Raw genomic sequence first — 17,101 nt, 5'->3', positions numbered from 1 at the left:
CGGCAGACAAAACGGCGGCGACGTTATAAGCGTCGCCGCCGCCCGGTCTTATTTGCTGACGCTGACGCCGTAGAAGGAATTCAAGCCAAATGGGCTGATCTTGAAGTCCTGCACGTTGGCGCGCATGGGTTGGAACACCGTCGAGTGAGCGATTGGTGTCATTGGAACAGCGTCCTTGAGGACGTGTTGCGCCTGCTTGTACAGTTCGGTGCGCTTGGCCTGGTCCGAAGTGCGCTTGGCTTGCTTGACGATGTCGTCAAACTTCTTGTCGCACCACTTGGAGAAGTTGTTGCCTTCCAGCGAGTCGCAACCGAACAGCACGTTGAGCCAGTTGTCCGGGTCACCGTTATCACCGCTCCAGCCAATCAGCATCGCGCCGTTTTCACCACCTTTGGAGCGCTTGATGTACTCGCCCCACTCGTAGCTCTGGATCTTGACCTTCAGGCCGATCTTGGCCCAGTCGGACTGCAGCATTTCAGCCATCAGCTTGGCGTTCGGGTTATACGGACGCTGTACCGGCATGGCCCACAGGACGATCTCGGTACCTTCCTTGACGCCCGCTTCCTTGAGCAGCGCTTTGGCTTTCTCAGGATCGTACTTGGCATCCTTGATAGTGGTGTCGTAGGACCATTGGGTAGGCGGCATGGCGTTGACTGCCAGTTGGCCAGCACCCTGGTAGACGGAGTCGATGATCTGCTGCTTGTTCACCGCCATGTCCATGGCCTGGCGCACTTTCAGCTCGGCCATCGGGTTCGGCTTGTCGTCGCCCTTGATCTTGGGCATCACGTTGTAGGCGATGTAGCCAAGGTTGAAGCCGGCCTGTTCAGGCATCTTCAGCGTATTGTCTTCTTTCAGTGCCTTCAAGTCGGCTGGACGCGGGAACAGGGTGACCTGGCACTCGTTCTTCTTCAGCTTCTGGATACGCACCGACGGGTCGGTGGTGATGGCGAAGATCAGGTTGTCGATCTTCACGTCTTCAGGCTTCCAGTAGTCCTTGTTCCCGGTGTAGCGGATGTTGGAGTCTTTCTGGTAGCTCTTGAACACGAACGGGCCAGTACCGACCGGTTTCTGGTTGATGTCGGCAGCTTTGCCTTCCTTGAGCAGTTGGGCAGCGTACTCGGCGGACTGCACGGAGGCGAAGCTCATGGCCATGTTCTGGATGAACGCGGCATCAACGTCCTTGAGGGTGAATTTGACCGTGTGATCGTCGACTTTATCGATCTTGGTGATGTTGGTATCCATCCCCATGTCGGTGAAGTACGGGAATTCGGTCGGGTACGCCTTACGGAACGGGTCATCCTTGTTAATCATGCGATTGAAGGTGAACAGTACGTCGTCGGCGTTGAACTCACGAGTGGGCTTGAAGTACGGCGTGGTGTGGAACTTGACGCCTTCGCGCAGGTGGAAAGTGTAGGTCAGGCCGTCATCGGAGACGTCCCAGCTGGTCGCCAAACCAGGAATAACGGCGGTGCCGCCACGCTCGAACTGAGTCAGACGGTTGAACATGGTCTCTGCAGAGGCGTCGAAGTCGGTTCCGGTGGTGTATTGACCTGGATCGAAACCGGCCGGGCTCCCCTCGGAGCAGAACACCAGGTTAGTCGCAGCTTGAGCGAAGGGCGCGCTAGCCAGCAGACTGGCGCCGACTAAAAACGGAATGACCGCGTGTTTGAGCATGGTGGCCTCATGATTTGTTGTCATTTTTTGATTTTGAGGACGACCTTGTGAGTCGTGCCTGCGGATACTTATGCAGGGGCTGTACCCATTGCAAGATCCCATGAGTGTACAAGCCTTAAACGGTGGCACGAACGTACCTTAATGTCGCATTTGTATAATTTTGATGCATTTTAACGTTTGCGTGACAGTTTCAGCGTGTATCTCGCGCCCTGTTTTGGTGCCTGGCAGTTGCCCGGTTGCCCGCGATCAGGGCATAGGTGTTACCGATTTAAACCCCATCCTTGTGCACTTCACTGGCATCGGGTCTTGTGGCACTGAAACCAATCGCGAGCGTTTAGTTGTACCAGGTGCAACTGATGTCGCTTTTCGGGGTTTTACTCACAAAAAAGGCGATCAATACGATCGCCTTTTTTCAAATTAGCCAATCACGGCATCTGGACTTCGATCGAACCATCGGCCGTCATGCTGACCTGGCTGGTGCCGGCTTCGACTTGCGGGGTCACTGATTCGCTGTCCATGCTTGCGGCCTTCATCATCATCGGCGCGCGCATATAAGGTTGCGGGAAACCGTTGCTGTTGAAGTTCAGGTTGACGATTTTGTAGCCCTTGCCCCCCAGCGCATCGGTTGCCAATTGGGCGCGAGCCTTGAAGGCCGTTACGGCTTCCTTGAGCAGCTCATCTTCGCTGGCCTTGCGGGTTGGCGTGGCGATGGCGAAATCCATGCCGCCCATCTTCAGGTCGGTCAACAGCTCGCCGGTCAGCTGCGACAGCGCGGCGAAGTCGGTGCTTTCCAGGCGCAGTTCGGCACGCTCACGCCAGCCAGTGATTTTCTGGCCCTTGGCATCGTAGATCGGATAGCTGTTGCGGCTGCCCTGGCGCAGGGTGATGTCCTTGACCTGCTTGGCCTGGGCCAGCGCCTTGTTCATGGTGGTACTGACGCCCGCGGCGAGCTTGGCCGGGTCCGTGTTCTGTTCTTCGGTGTAGAGGGTCACGATCATCAGGTCGCGAGCCACTTCCTGGCTGACTTCGGCGCGCAGGGAAATCTGGTTGTAATGGAGTTCGTCGGCAGCCAGGGCCGGGAGGCTGGCGACGGTGCCAGCACTGAGGGCAAGAAGGGCGACGCTGCGGCGCAATGTGTGCATGAAAGCTCCTTGGATGATGCGCAGGGGGTGAGTCGGGTCCTGCGTGAAACCATAAGACTGGGTTGCACAGCCGCAAGTTTCAAGCTGCAAGCTGCAAGCTGCAAGTTTGCGGGGTGCATTCAGCTTGCAGCTTGCCGCTTGAAACTTGCAGCCGTCGACATGTGGCCGTTTGCCGCACTTTTGCCTGTCAGCCCCTGCGGTTGGTTATACTCCGTGCGATTGCCCTGGAGCGCTCATCAGGAGAGCTCATGCTCGCCCCTTTTCAGATCACTTCCGCCACTCGCCAGAACCTCTGGCGGCTGACGTTCATCCGCATCCTGGTGCTCGTTGCCCAAGCCGGTTCCGTAGGATTGGCCTACTGGCTGGAGCTGTTGCCACTGCCCTGGTTTCAACTGGCCGCCACCCTCGGTTGTTCCCTGTTGCTGTGTGCCTTCACCGCGATTCGCCTGCGCACCACCTGGCCGGTCACCGAACTCGAATACGCCGTGCAGCTGGCCTGTGATCTGTTTATACACAGCGCCCTGTTGTATTTCTCCGGTGGCTCGACCAACCCCTTCGTTTCCTATTACCTGGTGCCACTCACCATCGCTGCCGTGACGCTGCCATGGCGCTATTCGCTGATTCTGTCGGGCATCGCGCTGGCGATGTACACCCTGTTGCTGGCGCGTTTCTATCCGCTGCAAACCTTCCCGATTGCCCGGGAAAATCTTCAGGTCTACGGCATGTGGCTGAGCTTCGCCCTGGCCGCCGCCGTTATCACTTTTTTCGCCGCACGCATGGCCGAAGAGTTGCGACGTCAGGAAGAACTGCGCGCCATTCGCCGCGAAGAAGGCCTGCGTGACCAGCAATTGCTCGCCGTAGCGACCCAGGCCGCGGGTGCCGCCCATGAACTGGGCACGCCGTTGGCGACCATGAGCGTGCTGCTCAAAGAGATGCGCCGCGACCATCATGACCCGATGCTGCAGGAAGACCTGGGCGTGCTGCAGGATCAGGTCATGCTGTGCAAGCAGACGTTGCAGCAACTGGTGCGCGCCGCCGAGGCCAATCGCCGTCTCGCCGTGGAGATGCAGTACGTCACCGACTGGCTGGATGAGGCGTTGAACCGTTGGCACTTGATGCGTCCCGAAGCCAGCTACCGTTTCCAGCGACTGGGCCAAGGGGTCGTCCCACGCCTGGCGCCGCCGCCTGACCTGACCCAGGCACTGCTGAATCTGCTTAACAATGCCGCCGATGCCTGTCCCGAAGGCCTGCAAGTGACGCTGGACTGGAATGACGAAGACCTGACCATCAGCATCCGTGATCACGGCGCCGGTGTGCCGCTGGCCATCGCCGAGCAGATCGGCAAACCGTTTTTTACCACCAAGGGCAAAGGCTTCGGCCTGGGCCTGTTTTTGAGCAAGGCCAGCGTGACACGCGCCGGCGGCTCAGTGAAACTCTACAGTCATGAGGAAGGTGGCACGCTCACCGAGCTGCGCCTGCCCCGTGTTGCCCGAGGAGAAGAGCATGAGTGACGAGATCCAAGTCGAAGGCGAAGAGCTGCCGCATTTGTTGCTGGTGGACGACGACGCCACGTTCACCCGAGTGATGGCCCGTGCCATGGCTCGCCGTGGTTTTCGCGTCTCCACGGCAGGTTCTGCCGAAGAGGGCCTGACCATTGCTCAGGCCGACCTCCCGGATTACGCGGCGCTGGACCTGAAGATGGACGGCGACTCGGGCTTGGTGCTGTTGCCCAAACTGCTGGAACTCGACCCTGAAATGCGCGTGGTGATTCTCACCGGTTATTCGAGCATCGCCACCGCGGTAGAAGCGATCAAGCGGGGCGCTTGCAACTACCTGTGCAAACCGGCGGATGCCGACGACGTGCTGGCCGCGCTGCTCTCCGAGCACGCCGACCTCGACACCCTGGTGCCGGAGAACCCGATGTCCGTGGATCGCCTGCAATGGGAGCACATCCAGCGCGTGCTGACCGAGCACGAAGGCAACATCTCCGCCACTGCCCGCGCCCTGGGCATGCATCGCCGCACCTTGCAGCGTAAATTGCAGAAGCGCCCGGTTCGCCGCTGAACCTGCGCTGAACAAAGCACTGACACATCTCGCGACAAAACGAACCGATCATCTATGATCGGTTCGTGCGTGTTCTTTTTTCTATCGAGCCTTTTTCATGAGTCAGAACGCTGAATATTCCGCGGTCAATGATGCTGTGCGCGGGCAGTTTTTTCGCAAAGTATGGGCGATGATCACGCCCTACTGGCGCAGTGAAGAAAAGGCCAGGGCCTGGACGCTGCTGATTGCAGTGATTGCCTTGTCGCTGCTGAGCGTGGGCATCTCGGTATGGTTCAACACCTGGTACAAGGATTTCTACAACGCCCTGCAACAGAAGGATGAGGCGGCGTTCTGGCGCCTCATCCTGTATTTCTGCGGGATCGCAGCGGTGGCGATTGTCGGCGCCGTCTATCGGCTTTACCTGACCCAGATGCTGACCATCCGCTGGCGGGCCTGGCTGACCGAGCAGCATTTTGCTCGCTGGCTGGGCAGCAAGAACTACTACCAGCTGGAGCAGGGCGGTTACACCGATAACCCCGATCAGCGGATCTCCGAAGACCTCAATAATTTCACCTCCAATACCCTGGAGCTGGGCATTGGCTTGCTGCGCAACATTGTCAGCCTGGTGTCGTTCTCGATCATCCTGTGGGGCGTATCGGGCAGTATCGAAGTGTTGGGTGTGACCATTCCCGGCTACATGTTCTGGTGCGTGCTGGTCTATGCCGTCGTGGGCAGTTGGCTGACGCACCTGATCGGCCGTCGCCTGATTGGCTTGAACAACCAGCAACAACGTTTCGAGGCCGACCTGCGTTTCTCCATGGTGCGCATTCGCGAGAACGCCGAGAGCATTGCGTTGTACAACGGCGAACCGAATGAAAACCGCCGCTTGAGCAACCGGTTCGGGATGGTCTGGCACAACTTCTGGGACATCATGAAAGTGTCCAAGCGCCTGACGTTCTTCACCGCCGGTTACAGCCAGGCCGCCATTATTTTCCCGTTCATGGTCGCCGCCCCGCGCTACTTTGCCGGCAAGATCGAGCTGGGTGAGCTGATGCAGATCAGTTCGGCATTCGGCAATGTGCAGGAGAGTTTCAGCTGGTTCATCAGCGCGTACCAAAGCCTCGCCTCCTGGCGGGCTACCTGTGATCGCCTGCTCAGTTTCCATCAGGCCATGACCGACAACGAACAGCGTGTGCCGGCCATTGACGTGCACAATTCGGGCTCTGCGCTTGAAGTGCAAAACCTGGGTCTTGACCTCGCTGACGGCCGCCATCTGCTGACCAGTGCCGACATGACCGTGGAGCAGGGCGAGCGGGTCATGCTCAGCGGTCGTTCCGGCAGCGGCAAGTCGACGTTGTTGCGAGCGATGGGGCATTTGTGGCCGGCTGGCCATGGCTCTATTCGCCTGCCAGCGGCGCGTTATCTGTTCCTGCCGCAAAAACCCTATCTGCCAATTGGCACCTTGCGTGACGCCCTGAGTTACCCACAGGCAAGTGACGTTTACCCGCAAGAGCGCTATGCCCGCGTGCTGGAAACCTGCCGCTTGCCACATCTGGTTGCCCGTCTGGATGAAGCCAATCACTGGCAACGCATGCTCTCGCCCGGCGAGCAGCAACGCCTGGCGTTCGCTCGTGCGCTGTTGTACGCGCCGCAATGGTTGTACATGGATGAAGCGACATCGGCGATGGATGAAGAGGATGAGGCCTCGTTGTATCAGGCATTGATCGATGAGATTCCGGGCTTGAGCATCGTCAGCGTCGGGCATCGCAGCAGCTTGAAACACTTCCATCCGCGGCATGTTCGAATCGATAATGGCCATTTGGTGGATCAGACCGCAACCGCCTGAGCCCACCGCCCCCCTGTAGGAGCGAGCTTGCTCGCGATTGGTCGTTAACGATAACGCTGGGCATCTGACACCCAGGGTGGTCTTGAGTCCATCGCGAGCAAGCTCGCTCCTACAGGGGGACAGGGGGCGTGGATCAGATATGAAAACGGGCGCAGGGTGATCGTACAACCGCGTTGCGCTATGATGCAGTTTCAGCCGAACTTTCGAGACAGACGTTCACCATGGAAAACCCGATCGAAGCTCCACGCCTCCCTCGCAAGCGCCGCAGCCTCGCACAGGAATTGGTGACGGTGCTGTCCGAGCAGATCCGCGATGGTCACCTCAAGCGGGGTGACAAATTGCCTACCGAGTCGGCGATCATGGATGCCCATGGTGTCAGCCGCACGGTGGTGCGTGAAGCGATTTCCCGCTTACAGGCCGCCGGGCAGGTGGAAACCCGTCACGGCATCGGCACCTTCGTGCTCGATACCCCAAGCCCGAGTGGCTTTCGTATTGACCCGGCGACGGTGGTGACGTTGCGCGACGTGCTGGCGATTCTTGAGCTGCGGATCAGCCTGGAAGTGGAGTCGGCAGGCCTCGCCGCACAACGGCGCAATCCTGAACAGTTGGCGCTGATGAGGGCGGCACTGGATGCGTTGAACGAAAGTGCGGCCCATGCCAGCGATGCGGTGGCCTCGGACTTCCAGTTCCACCTGCAAATCGCGCTGTCGACCGGCAACCGCTATTTCACCGATATCATGACCCACCTGGGTGCCAGCATCATCCCGCGTACACGCCTCAACTCGGCGCGCTTGGCTCACGATGACCAGCAGCACTACATGAACCGGTTGAGCCGTGAGCACGAAGAAATCTACGATGCGATTGCGCGCCAGGACTCCGATGCAGCGCGGGCGGCGATGCGCTTGCACCTGACCAACAGCCGTGAGCGGTTGCGTCATGCCCACGAAGAAGCGGAAGCGCAGCGGGGCTGACCCGCAGGATCGTTCCCGGGCGCACCGGGAACGATTTGTCTTGCAGCCCTAATCTCAGGGCTCGATACGTATCAGCAAGGCTTCCGAGGACAGCTCAAGGCTCGACTCATCGAGAAACTTGTAACGCAGTGCGACCTCTGAACCGAGATACGGCTCCAGGTCGGTCCTGGGGATCTCCAGTTCTATTCCCGTCAGTTCCACCATCTCGTCCGTTTTCTCGTCCCAGACGCCTGCTGGCTGTTCCTCACCGCGCCATTGCGGCTCATCGGGGTTCGCACCGAGGATTGGGTACACCTCCCAGTTCGGCGGAATATCGTGTGGGTCGGGTATTCGCACAATCAGCCCATCTGCCAGGTTCGACAGTGTGACGGTGACGGTCTTGTCCCGAGGGTCGGCGGGGAACTGAGGCAGCAGCGGTGAAGGAAAACACATCGTCGAGTACTCCATCTCTAAGTCGTCACGATCCGTTCGTGACGTCGGATGACTCTACGTGACGACCTGTCGGTGCGCCGTTCACGATGTTTTTCACAAAATTTCGCAGGGCCTTTCCCGTCGCATCCAAAGGCTCTAAGACACGGCAGACAAGGCTTCAGTGTGGTGCAATTAATTTCTGATGACCCTATTTGTGGCAGAAATTTCACGCCTGACGATGAAATGCAGTTGACGGTTGTTTTTTAAGTTGTACGATGACCTACAACTTCGGCGCAGGCTGAACGATTTCCTCACACAAAAACGTTGATACCCAGGGTGTTCGAATAATGAATCCACAAGAACTGAAGTCCATCCTCTCTTCCGGTCTGTTGTCTTTCCCGGTTACCGATTTCAATGCCCAGGGCGATTTCAACCGCGCTGGCTACATCAAGCGTCTGGAATGGCTGGCCCCATACGGCGCCTCGGCCCTGTTCGCCGCAGGCGGCACCGGTGAGTTCTTCTCCCTGGCGGCCAGCGAATATTCCGAAATCATCAAGACTGCCGTCGACACTTGCGCGACCAGCGTGCCAATTCTGGCCGGCGTGGGCGGTTCGACTCGTCAAGCCATCGAATACGCACAAGAAGCCGAGCGTCTGGGCGCCAAGGGCCTGTTGCTGCTGCCGCACTACCTGACTGAAGCCAGCCAGGACGGCGTTGCCGACCACGTCGAAGCCGTGTGCAAATCGGTCAACATCGGCGTCGTGGTCTACAACCGCAACGTTTGCCGCCTGACCGCCCCGTTGCTGGAACGTCTGGCCGAGCGCTGCCCGAACCTGATCGGTTACAAGGACGGCCTGGGTGACATCGAACTGATGGTGTCGATCCGTCGTCGCCTCGGCGATCGCTTCAGCTACCTGGGTGGTCTGCCGACCGCCGAAGTCTACGCCGCTGCCTACAAGGCACTGGGCGTACCGGTCTACTCCTCGGCAGTGTTCAACTTCATCCCGAAAACCGCGATGGACTTCTACCACGCCATTGCTCGTGAAGATCACGCCACCGTTGGCAAGATCATCGACGACTTCTTCCTGCCATACCTGGACATCCGTAACCGTAAATCGGGTTACGCGGTGAGCATCGTCAAGGCCGGGGCAAAAATTGCCGGCTATGACGCAGGTCCTGTGCGTGCGCCATTGACCGACCTGACCGGCGAAGAGTACGAAATGCTCGCCGCGCTGATCGACAAGCAAGGTGCGCAGTAATACACCCGATTGAACAAGGCCGCTGAGTGATCAGCGGCCTTTTGCGTGAGATCTCTTTGTTTCGAGGGCAGTCCCGTGACAACAGCAAAACGTTACGACAACTACATCAACGGCGAATGGGTTGCCGGTGCCGACTATTCGGCCAACATCAACCCGTCAGAGCTGACCGACACTATTGGCGACTACGCCAAGGCTGACCTGGCCCAGGTCAACGCCGCCATCGACGCCGCCCGTGCCGCTTTCCCGGCATGGTCTACTTCCGGTATCCAGGCCCGTCACGATTCCTTGGACAAAGTCGGTACCGAAATCCTTGCCCGTCGCGAAGAGCTCGGCACCCTGCTGGCCCGGGAAGAGGGCAAGACCCTGCCGGAAGCCATCGGCGAAGTGACTCGCGCCGGTAATATCTTCAAGTTCTTCGCCGGTGAATGCCTGCGCCTGTCGGGCGACTACGTGCCGTCGGTGCGTCCAGGTGTCAACGTTGAAGTCACCCGTGAAGCCCTTGGCGTGGTCGGCCTGATCACCCCGTGGAACTTCCCGATTGCCATCCCGTCGTGGAAGATCGCCCCGGCCCTGGCCTATGGCAACTGCGTCGTGCTCAAGCCGGCCGACCTGGTACCCGGTTGCGCCTGGGCCCTGGCCGAAATCATCTCCCGCGCAGGCTTCCCGGCCGGCGTGTTCAACCTGGTGATGGGCAGTGGTCGGGTCGTGGGTGATGCGCTGGTCAACAGCCCTAAAATCGACGGTATCAGCTTCACCGGTTCCGTGGGTGTGGGTCGTCAGATCGCCGTCAGCTGCGTCTCTCGCCAGGCCAAGGTCCAACTGGAAATGGGCGGCAAGAACCCGCAGATCATTCTCGACGACGCCGACCTGAAACAAGCGGTCGAGCTGTCGGTCCAGAGCGCGTTCTACTCCACCGGCCAGCGTTGCACCGCTTCGAGCCGCCTGATCGTCACCGCCGGTATCCACGACAAGTTCGTCGAGGCCATGGCCGAGCGCATGAAGTCGATCAAGGTCGGTCACGCGTTGAAAGCCGGCACCGACATTGGTCCGGTGGTTTCGCAAGCCCAGCTTGAACAGGACATGAAGTACATCGACATCGGCCAATCCGAAGGCGCTCGCCTGGTGAGCGGCGGCGGCCTGGTGACCTGCGACACCGAAGGTTACTTCCTGGCACCAACACTGTTCGCCGACAGCGAAGCGTCGATGCGCATCAGCCGTGAAGAGATCTTCGGCCCGGTCGCGAACATCGTTCGCGTAGCTGACTACGAGGCCGCGCTGGCCATGTCCAACGACACCGAGTTCGGTCTGTCGGCAGGCATCGCCACCACGTCCCTGAAGTACGCCAACCACTTCAAGCGCCACTCCCAGGCCGGGATGGTGATGGTCAACCTGCCAACCGCCGGCGTGGATTACCACGTGCCGTTCGGCGGGCGCAAAGGCTCGTCCTACGGTTCGCGCGAGCAGGGTCGCTACGCGCAAGAGTTCTACACCGTGGTGAAAACCAGCTACATCGGTTCGTAAGGCAATACCCGCGGTATTGTCATGGATACCGCAATCCCTGTAGGAGCGAGCAAGCTCGCTCCTACAGGCACAACTACATCGTTATTACCCGCATAAAAATAATCAGTGGGAGTACATCTACATGCAAGCCACCCAAAAGCCGACTCACGTCCGCTATTTGATCCTGCTCATGCTGTTCCTGGTGACCACGATCAACTACGCCGACCGGGCGACTATCGCAATCGCCGGCTCCAGCCTGCAAAAAGACCTCGGCATTGACGCGGTCACCCTCGGTTACATCTTCTCTGCTTTCGGTTGGGCCTACGTGGCCGGGCAAATCCCCGGCGGCTGGTTGCTGGACCGTTTTGGTTCGAAAAAAATCTACGCATTGAGCATCTTCACCTGGTCGCTGTTCACCGTGCTGCAAGGCTTTGTCGGTGAGTTCGGCATGTCCACGGCGGTGGTTGCACTGTTCATGCTGCGCTTCCTGGTAGGTCTGGCCGAAGCGCCATCCTTCCCGGGCAACGCTCGCATCGTGGCGGCGTGGTTCCCCACCGCTGAACGCGGCACGGCCTCGGCGATCTTCAACTCGGCGCAATACTTTGCCACCGTGCTGTTCGCACCGCTGATGGGCTGGATCGTGTACTCCTTCGGTTGGGAGCACGTGTTCATCGTCATGGGTATCCTGGGCATCATCTTCTCGCTGGTCTGGCTGAAAGTGATCTACAGCCCGCGTGAACACCCGAAAATCAACGAGGCCGAGTTCAAGCACATCTCCGAAAACGGCGGCATGGTCGACATGGACCAGAAGGGCAAGAAGGCCGACGGTCCGAAGTGGGATTACATCCGTCAGTTGCTGACCAACCGCATGATGCTCGGCGTCTACCTGGGCCAATACTGCATCAACGGCATCACCTACTTCTTCCTGACCTGGTTCCCGGTGTACCTGGTACAGGAACGCGGCATGACCATCCTCAAGGCGGGTTTCATCGCTTCGTTGCCGGCCATCTGCGGGTTCATCGGTGGTGTACTGGGCGGGGTGATTTCCGACTACCTGCTGCGCAAGGGCCACTCGCTGACCTTCGCCCGCAAGGCGCCAATCATTGCCGGCCTGCTGGTCTCCAGCAGCATCGTGGCGTGCAACTACGTGGAAGTGGAATGGATGGTCGTTGGCTTCATGGCCCTGGCATTCTTCGGCAAAGGCGTAGGCGCGTTGGGCTGGGCTGTGGTGTCCGACACCTCGCCGAAGCAGATCGCCGGTCTGAGCGGTGGCCTCTTCAACACCTTTGGTAACCTCGCGTCGATCACCACGCCGATTGTTATCGGCTACATCATCAGCTCCACCGGTTCGTTCAAGTGGGCGTTGGTATTTGTCGGTTGCAACGCACTGGTTGCGGTGTTCAGCTACCTGGTTATCGTGGGTCCGATCAAGCGCGTTGTGCTCAAGGAACCACCGGTCGCAGGTCCTGAAACCAACAACAAATTGTCTGAAGCGCAATCCTGAGGAGCGGCGTTATGCAGTTGATTGAACATTCCGACTCGCCGCGCTACATCCGCCTGCACGAGCGCGACAACGTAGTGATCGTGGTCAACGATCAGGGCGTTCCGGCTGGCACCGAGTTTGCCGATGGCCTGGTGACCGTGGACTTCGTGCCACAGAGCCACAAGGTCACCCTGGAAGACATCCCAGAGGGTGGTCAGGTGATTCGTTACGGCCAGACCATTGGCTACGCCTTACAGCCGATTCCACGCGGCAGCTGGGTCAAGGAAGATCAACTGCGCATGCCGACCGCGCCACCGCTGGACAGCTTGCCGCTGTCCACCGAAGTGCCGGCCGCGCAAGCACCGCTGGAAGGTTATACCTTCGAGGGTTACCGCAATGCCGACGGCACCGTCGGCACGCGCAACATCCTGGGCATTACCACCACCGTGCAATGTGTGACCGGGGTGCTGGACCATGCGGTCAAGCGCATCAAGGACGAATTGCTGCCCAAGTACCCACACGTCGATGACGTGGTGGCCCTGACCCACAGCTACGGCTGTGGTGTGGCGATCACCGCGACGGACGCGTACATCCCGATCCGTACCGTGCGCAACCTGGCACGCAACCCGAACCTGGGTGGCGAAGCCCTGGTGATCAGCCTGGGCTGCGAGAAATTGCAGGCAGGGCAGGTGATGCACGAGAACGACCGTTCGGTGGACTTGAGCGATGAGTGGCTGTATCGCTTGCAGGATTCCAGCCACGGTTTTACCGAAATGATCGAACAGATCATGGCGCTGGCCGAGGTTCGCCTGAAGAAGCTCGATCAACGTCGCCGGGAAACCGTGCCGGCGTCCGAGCTGATCCTGGGCATGCAATGCGGTGGCAGCGATGCGTTTTCCGGCATCACCGCCAACCCGGCGCTGGGTTACGCCTCTGACTTGCTGCTGCGCGCCGGTGCGACGGTGATGTTTTCCGAAGTCACCGAAGTGCGCGATGCCATCTACCTGCTGACGTCCCGAGCCGAAACCGAGGAAGTCGCCCAGGAACTGGTGCGCGAAATGGACTGGTACGACCGTTACCTGGCCAAGGGTGAAGCGGACCGCAGCGCCAACACCACGCCGGGCAACAAGAAAGGCGGGTTGTCGAACATCGTCGAGAAGTCCCTGGGCTCCATCGTCAAGTCCGGCAGCAGCGCGATCAACGGCGTGCTTGGCCCTGGTGAACGCTTCAAGAGCAAAGGCCTGATCTTTTGCGCGACCCCGGCCAGCGATTTTGTCTGCGGGACTTTGCAGTTGGCGGCGGGGATGAATCTGCACGTGTTCACCACCGGTCGTGGTACACCGTACGGCCTGGCGATGGCGCCCGTGGTGAAGGTTTCGACCCGAACCGAACTGGCTCAGCGCTGGCCGGACCTGATCGACATCGATGCCGGGCGGATTGCCACCGGTCGTGCTTCCATCGAAGACCTCGGCTGGGAGTTGTTCCATTACTACCTGGACGTGGCCAGCGGCAAGAAGCAGACATGGTCGGAGCAGCACAAGCTGCATAACGACATTACGCTGTTCAATCCGGCGCCGATTACCTGAGACCGCGTTATCGTTCATCGCGGGCAAGTCGGATCGCTGCACCGCCGCTCCTACAGGTTTTGTGATTGCTGCAAATCTCTGTGGGAGCGGCGGTGCGGCGATCCGACTTGCTCGCGAAGACTTTCTCCCAGACGCCGGTGTCATTAGTGGCTTATCATTAGCCCCCTAACGACACCCACCTCACAGGTCCTCCCCGGCATGCTGGCAATTTTCCTCGAAACCCTGAACATCACCGCTCCGGTGTTTGCCATGCTGTTTCTGGGAGTACTGCTCAAGCGCGTCAACTGGATCAATGACAACTTCATTCACACCGCGTCGGCGCTGGTGTTCAACGTCACCATGCCGGCGTTGCTGTTCCTGGGGATCCTGCATGCCGACCTGCACGCCGCGTTGCAACCGGCGCTGCTGATCTATTTCGCCATTGCCACGCTGGTGAGCTTCGCGGTCGCTTGGGGCTGGGCGATTTTCAAGTGCCCGAAGGAGGATCGCGGGATCTACACCCAGGGCGCCTTTCGCGGCAACAACGGGGTGATCGGGCTTGCACTGGCGGCAAGCATGTACGGCGACTACGGGATTTCCCTGGGGGCAATCCTCGCGGCGCTGGTGATCCTGTTCTACAACACCCTGTCGACCATCGTGCTGGCGGTCTACAGCCCGGTGATCAAGTCCGATCCGTGGAGCATCTGCAAAAGCGTGATGAACAATCCGCTGATCATCAGCGTGATTGCCGCCGCGCCGTTCGCCTACTTCAAGATCCCCCTGCCGGGCTGGTTGGAGACCTCGGGCCAGTACCTGGCGCAAACCACCTTACCCCTGGCGCTGATCTGCATCGGTGGCACGTTGTCACTGGCGGCGATGCGCAAGAGTGGTTCGTTGGCGTTGAGTTCGAGTCTGGTGAAAATGGTCGGCCTGCCGGTGCTGGCGACGCTGGGCGCGTGGCTCTGGGGCTTTCGCGGGGCCGAGCTGGGGATTCTGTTCCTGTACTTCGGCAGCCCGACGGCGGCGGCCAGTTTTGTCATGGCCCGCCAGGCCAATGGCAACCATGAACTGGCGGCGGCGATCATTGTGATCACCACCCTGATGGCGGCGGTGACCACCAATATCGGGATCTTTCTGTTGCAGTGGGGTGGGTGGATCTAGGTCCGGCATTTTCGGCGTTCTTTAGGGCCCCATCGCGAGCAAGCTCGCTCCTACAGAGGATTTATGAACAACATGACCCCCCTGTAGGAGCGGGCTTGCCCGCGAAGGGGCCAGACCTGTCACTCAGGCTTCTGATAACTGTCGATCACTTCCTGCGCCGCCCGAAACGCGTCGATCGCCGCCGGCACACCCGCATACACCGCACAATGCAGCAGCGCCTCGCGAATCTCTTCCACGGTGCAACCGTTGTTCAGCGCACCGCGCACGTGGCCTTTCAGTTCCTGCGGGCACTTCAGCGCGGTCAGTGCCGCAAGGGTGATCAGGCTGCGGGTTTTCAGCGGCAGACCTTCGCGGTTCCATACGCTGCCCCAGGCATGCTCGTTGACGAAATCCTGCAGCGGCTGGGTGAACTCGGTGGCATTGCCCAGGGCGCGGTCGACGAACGCATCGCCCATCACCTGTCGGCGCACTTCAACACCGGGCTTTTTGTGATCGGTCATGGCAACTCCTTTTTGTGATGTTGGCGGCGCCAGGCGCGCAGCGACGTGAACAGTAGAAACGCCACCAGTGCTGGCAAAACGAAAAACAGCATCAGGCGCTCAAGCTTGCCGGCCAGCGGCATACCGGTGGTGAACGACACCACGTGCAGGCCATAAACCAGGTACAAACCCAGAAACACCAGGCCTTCGGCGCGGGTCACCCGATAACCGGAATAGAACACCGGCAGGCATAGTGCCGCGACGCCAAGCATCACCGGCAAGTCGAAATCCAGCGCGTTGGGTGACACTGACAGCGGCGTGGGTGCAATCAGCGCCGTCACACCCAGCACGCCCAGCAGGTTGAACAGGTTGCTGCCGATCACGTTACCCACGGCAATGTCGCGCTGTCCGCGCAGGGCGGCAATCAAGGAGGTTGCCAGTTCAGGCAGGGAGGTGCTCACCGCGACAACGGTGAGACCGATGATTCGCTCCGACAGCCCGAGGTCGGTGGCCACCGATACGGCGGCTCCCAGTAGCAGATGGCCGGCATACACCAGCAGGGCGAGGCCGCCGACGATCATCAGCAGGCTACTCAGCCAGGAGGCCTCGGGGCCTTCATGTGGCGTCGATTGCGGGCGTGCCGAATGCTGCGACTGGCGCAGCAGCAAGCCCAGATACAATGCCAGCGCCGTCAGCAGGAAGACGCCATCGGTGCGCGTCAGTTCTTCGTTCCACGCCAACAGGAACACCAGCAGGCTGGCGCCAATCATCAACGGAATGTCCAGGCGCACCAGTTGGCGGGACACCCGCAGCGGGATGATCAGCGCCGATAACCCGAGGGTGACGAGGATGTTGAAGATGCTGCTACCGATCACGCTGCTGACCGCGATGTCGACGTTCTGCGCCAGGGTGGCTTGCAGGCTGACCGCCATTTGCGGGGCACTGCTGCCGAGGGCGACGATGGTCAGGCCGATGATCAATGGCCGTACATGCAGGCGGGCGGCGACGCGGACGGCGGCGCGCACCATCAGCTCTGCGCCGATGATCAGCAGCACCAGGCCGCTGAGCAGTTCCAGCACGCTGAGCAGGGGAAGGTCGGCAAGTCCGAAAATGGTCGCGGCTCCCTGGGTCAGTCGAGGGCTTGCACACGAACCCGCGCGGTGCCGCTACGGATCATGCCCAGTTGCTCGGCGGCTTCGTGAGACAAGTCGATCAGGCGTCCACGGGTATGTGGCCCGCGATCATTGATGCGTACGACGCAGGATCTGTCGTTTGAAAGGTTGGTGACCTTCACCCGGGTGCCGAATGGCAACTGGCGATGGGCGGCGGTCAGGGAATTCTTGTCGAAGCGCTCACCACTGGCGGTGCGCTTGCCCTGGTGTTTGGCACCGTAATAGGAGGCGACGCCCGTCTGGTCGTAGCCGTGCGGGTCGACGGTGTCGGTGCTGGCGCAACCGGCCAGGAGCGAGAGCAGGGCGCAGGTGCCGAGGAGACGCTTCATAAACGGTTTCCCAGTTGTAAATGTGGGAGCGGCGCACCGCCGCTCCCACAGGGATTTGAGCCAGGC

The 17,101-nt window shown here is 60.0% G+C and carries 15 protein-coding genes; 9 read left to right on the top strand and 6 right to left on the bottom strand.

What is annotated here, in order from left to right:
• Positions 1 to 48: 48 nt before the first annotated feature.
• Both AB4O36_RS22295 and AB4O36_RS22290 read right to left on the bottom strand, forming a co-directional pair.
• Complete coding sequence (locus AB4O36_RS22295) at positions 49 to 1,674, bottom strand: ABC transporter substrate-binding protein (RefSeq protein WP_460140287.1); 1,626 nt, start codon at positions 1,672 to 1,674, stop codon at positions 49 to 51.
• A gap of 425 nt (positions 1,675 to 2,099) precedes the next feature.
• A complete protein-coding gene (locus tag AB4O36_RS22290) occupies positions 2,100 to 2,816 on the bottom strand; it encodes an SIMPL domain-containing protein (RefSeq protein WP_460118165.1) in 717 nt (238 codons plus the stop codon).
• A gap of 248 nt (positions 2,817 to 3,064) precedes the next feature.
• Here AB4O36_RS22290 and AB4O36_RS22285 point away from each other — a divergent pair, with 248 nt between their 5' ends.
• The 4 genes from AB4O36_RS22285 to AB4O36_RS22270 all read left to right on the top strand — a co-directional run bounded on the left by AB4O36_RS22285 (position 3,065) and on the right by AB4O36_RS22270 (position 7,676).
• Positions 3,065 to 4,327: an ATP-binding protein gene (locus tag AB4O36_RS22285; protein ID WP_460140286.1), complete on the top strand. Its 1,263-nt coding sequence runs from the start codon at positions 3,065 to 3,067 to the stop codon at positions 4,325 to 4,327.
• On the top strand, positions 4,320 to 4,880 hold the full coding sequence (locus AB4O36_RS22280; protein WP_007942792.1) for a response regulator transcription factor: 561 nt from the start codon (positions 4,320 to 4,322) through the stop codon (positions 4,878 to 4,880). The genes AB4O36_RS22285 and AB4O36_RS22280 overlap by 8 nt, the downstream gene beginning before the upstream one ends.
• Positions 4,881 to 4,977: 97 nt before the next feature.
• Positions 4,978 to 6,705, top strand: coding sequence for an ABC transporter ATP-binding protein/permease (locus AB4O36_RS22275; protein ID WP_460140285.1), 1,728 nt, complete (start codon positions 4,978 to 4,980; stop codon positions 6,703 to 6,705).
• Positions 6,706 to 6,926: 221 nt separating this feature from the next.
• Positions 6,927 to 7,676, top strand: coding sequence for a FadR/GntR family transcriptional regulator (locus tag AB4O36_RS22270; RefSeq protein WP_460118158.1), 750 nt, complete (start codon positions 6,927 to 6,929; stop codon positions 7,674 to 7,676).
• Between the two features lie 54 nt (positions 7,677 to 7,730).
• On the opposite strand, the gene AB4O36_RS22265 is transcribed toward AB4O36_RS22270, so the two are convergent.
• Complete coding sequence (locus AB4O36_RS22265) at positions 7,731 to 8,108, bottom strand: hypothetical protein (protein ID WP_460140284.1); 378 nt, start codon at positions 8,106 to 8,108, stop codon at positions 7,731 to 7,733.
• Between the two features lie 326 nt (positions 8,109 to 8,434).
• Here AB4O36_RS22265 and kdgD point away from each other — a divergent pair, with 326 nt between their 5' ends.
• From kdgD to AB4O36_RS22240, 5 genes are all read left to right on the top strand, one after another.
• Positions 8,435 to 9,346, top strand: a complete 912-nt coding sequence (gene kdgD, locus AB4O36_RS22260; RefSeq protein WP_460118154.1) for a 5-dehydro-4-deoxyglucarate dehydratase — start codon at positions 8,435 to 8,437, stop codon at positions 9,344 to 9,346.
• Between the two features lie 75 nt (positions 9,347 to 9,421).
• Positions 9,422 to 10,867 (top strand): aldehyde dehydrogenase family protein, encoded by a 1,446-nt coding sequence (locus AB4O36_RS22255; protein ID WP_460118152.1) that lies wholly within the window; start codon positions 9,422 to 9,424, stop codon positions 10,865 to 10,867.
• Positions 10,868 to 10,988: 121 nt separating this feature from the next.
• A complete protein-coding gene (locus tag AB4O36_RS22250; RefSeq protein WP_460140283.1) occupies positions 10,989 to 12,350 on the top strand; it encodes an MFS transporter in 1,362 nt (453 codons plus the stop codon).
• Positions 12,351 to 12,361: 11 nt separating this feature from the next.
• Positions 12,362 to 13,915, top strand: coding sequence for a galactarate dehydratase (garD, locus tag AB4O36_RS22245; protein ID WP_460118148.1), 1,554 nt, complete (start codon positions 12,362 to 12,364; stop codon positions 13,913 to 13,915).
• A 198-nt stretch (positions 13,916 to 14,113) separates the two neighbouring features.
• Positions 14,114 to 15,055: an AEC family transporter gene (locus AB4O36_RS22240; protein ID WP_460118146.1), complete on the top strand. Its 942-nt coding sequence runs from the start codon at positions 14,114 to 14,116 to the stop codon at positions 15,053 to 15,055.
• A 119-nt stretch (positions 15,056 to 15,174) separates the two neighbouring features.
• On the opposite strand, the gene AB4O36_RS22235 is transcribed toward AB4O36_RS22240, so the two are convergent.
• The 3 genes from AB4O36_RS22235 to AB4O36_RS22225 are packed head-to-tail and all read right to left on the bottom strand — an operon-like array spanning position 15,175 to position 17,035.
• Positions 15,175 to 15,555 (bottom strand): carboxymuconolactone decarboxylase family protein, encoded by a 381-nt coding sequence (locus tag AB4O36_RS22235; protein WP_017336520.1) that lies wholly within the window; start codon positions 15,553 to 15,555, stop codon positions 15,175 to 15,177.
• Positions 15,552 to 16,613: a calcium/sodium antiporter gene (locus tag AB4O36_RS22230; protein ID WP_460140282.1), complete on the bottom strand. Its 1,062-nt coding sequence runs from the start codon at positions 16,611 to 16,613 to the stop codon at positions 15,552 to 15,554. Before AB4O36_RS22230 ends, AB4O36_RS22235 begins: the two co-directional genes overlap by 4 nt.
• A 50-nt stretch (positions 16,614 to 16,663) precedes the next feature.
• Positions 16,664 to 17,035 (bottom strand): septal ring lytic transglycosylase RlpA family protein, encoded by a 372-nt coding sequence (locus AB4O36_RS22225; RefSeq protein WP_460118141.1) that lies wholly within the window; start codon positions 17,033 to 17,035, stop codon positions 16,664 to 16,666.
• Positions 17,036 to 17,101: the final 66 nt, after the last annotated feature.

This window comes from Pseudomonas sp. S2_E01 (assembly GCF_054668365.1).
The sequence above is the reverse complement of the archived record's forward strand: the minus strand, read 5'-3'. Positions and strand labels throughout refer to the sequence as shown.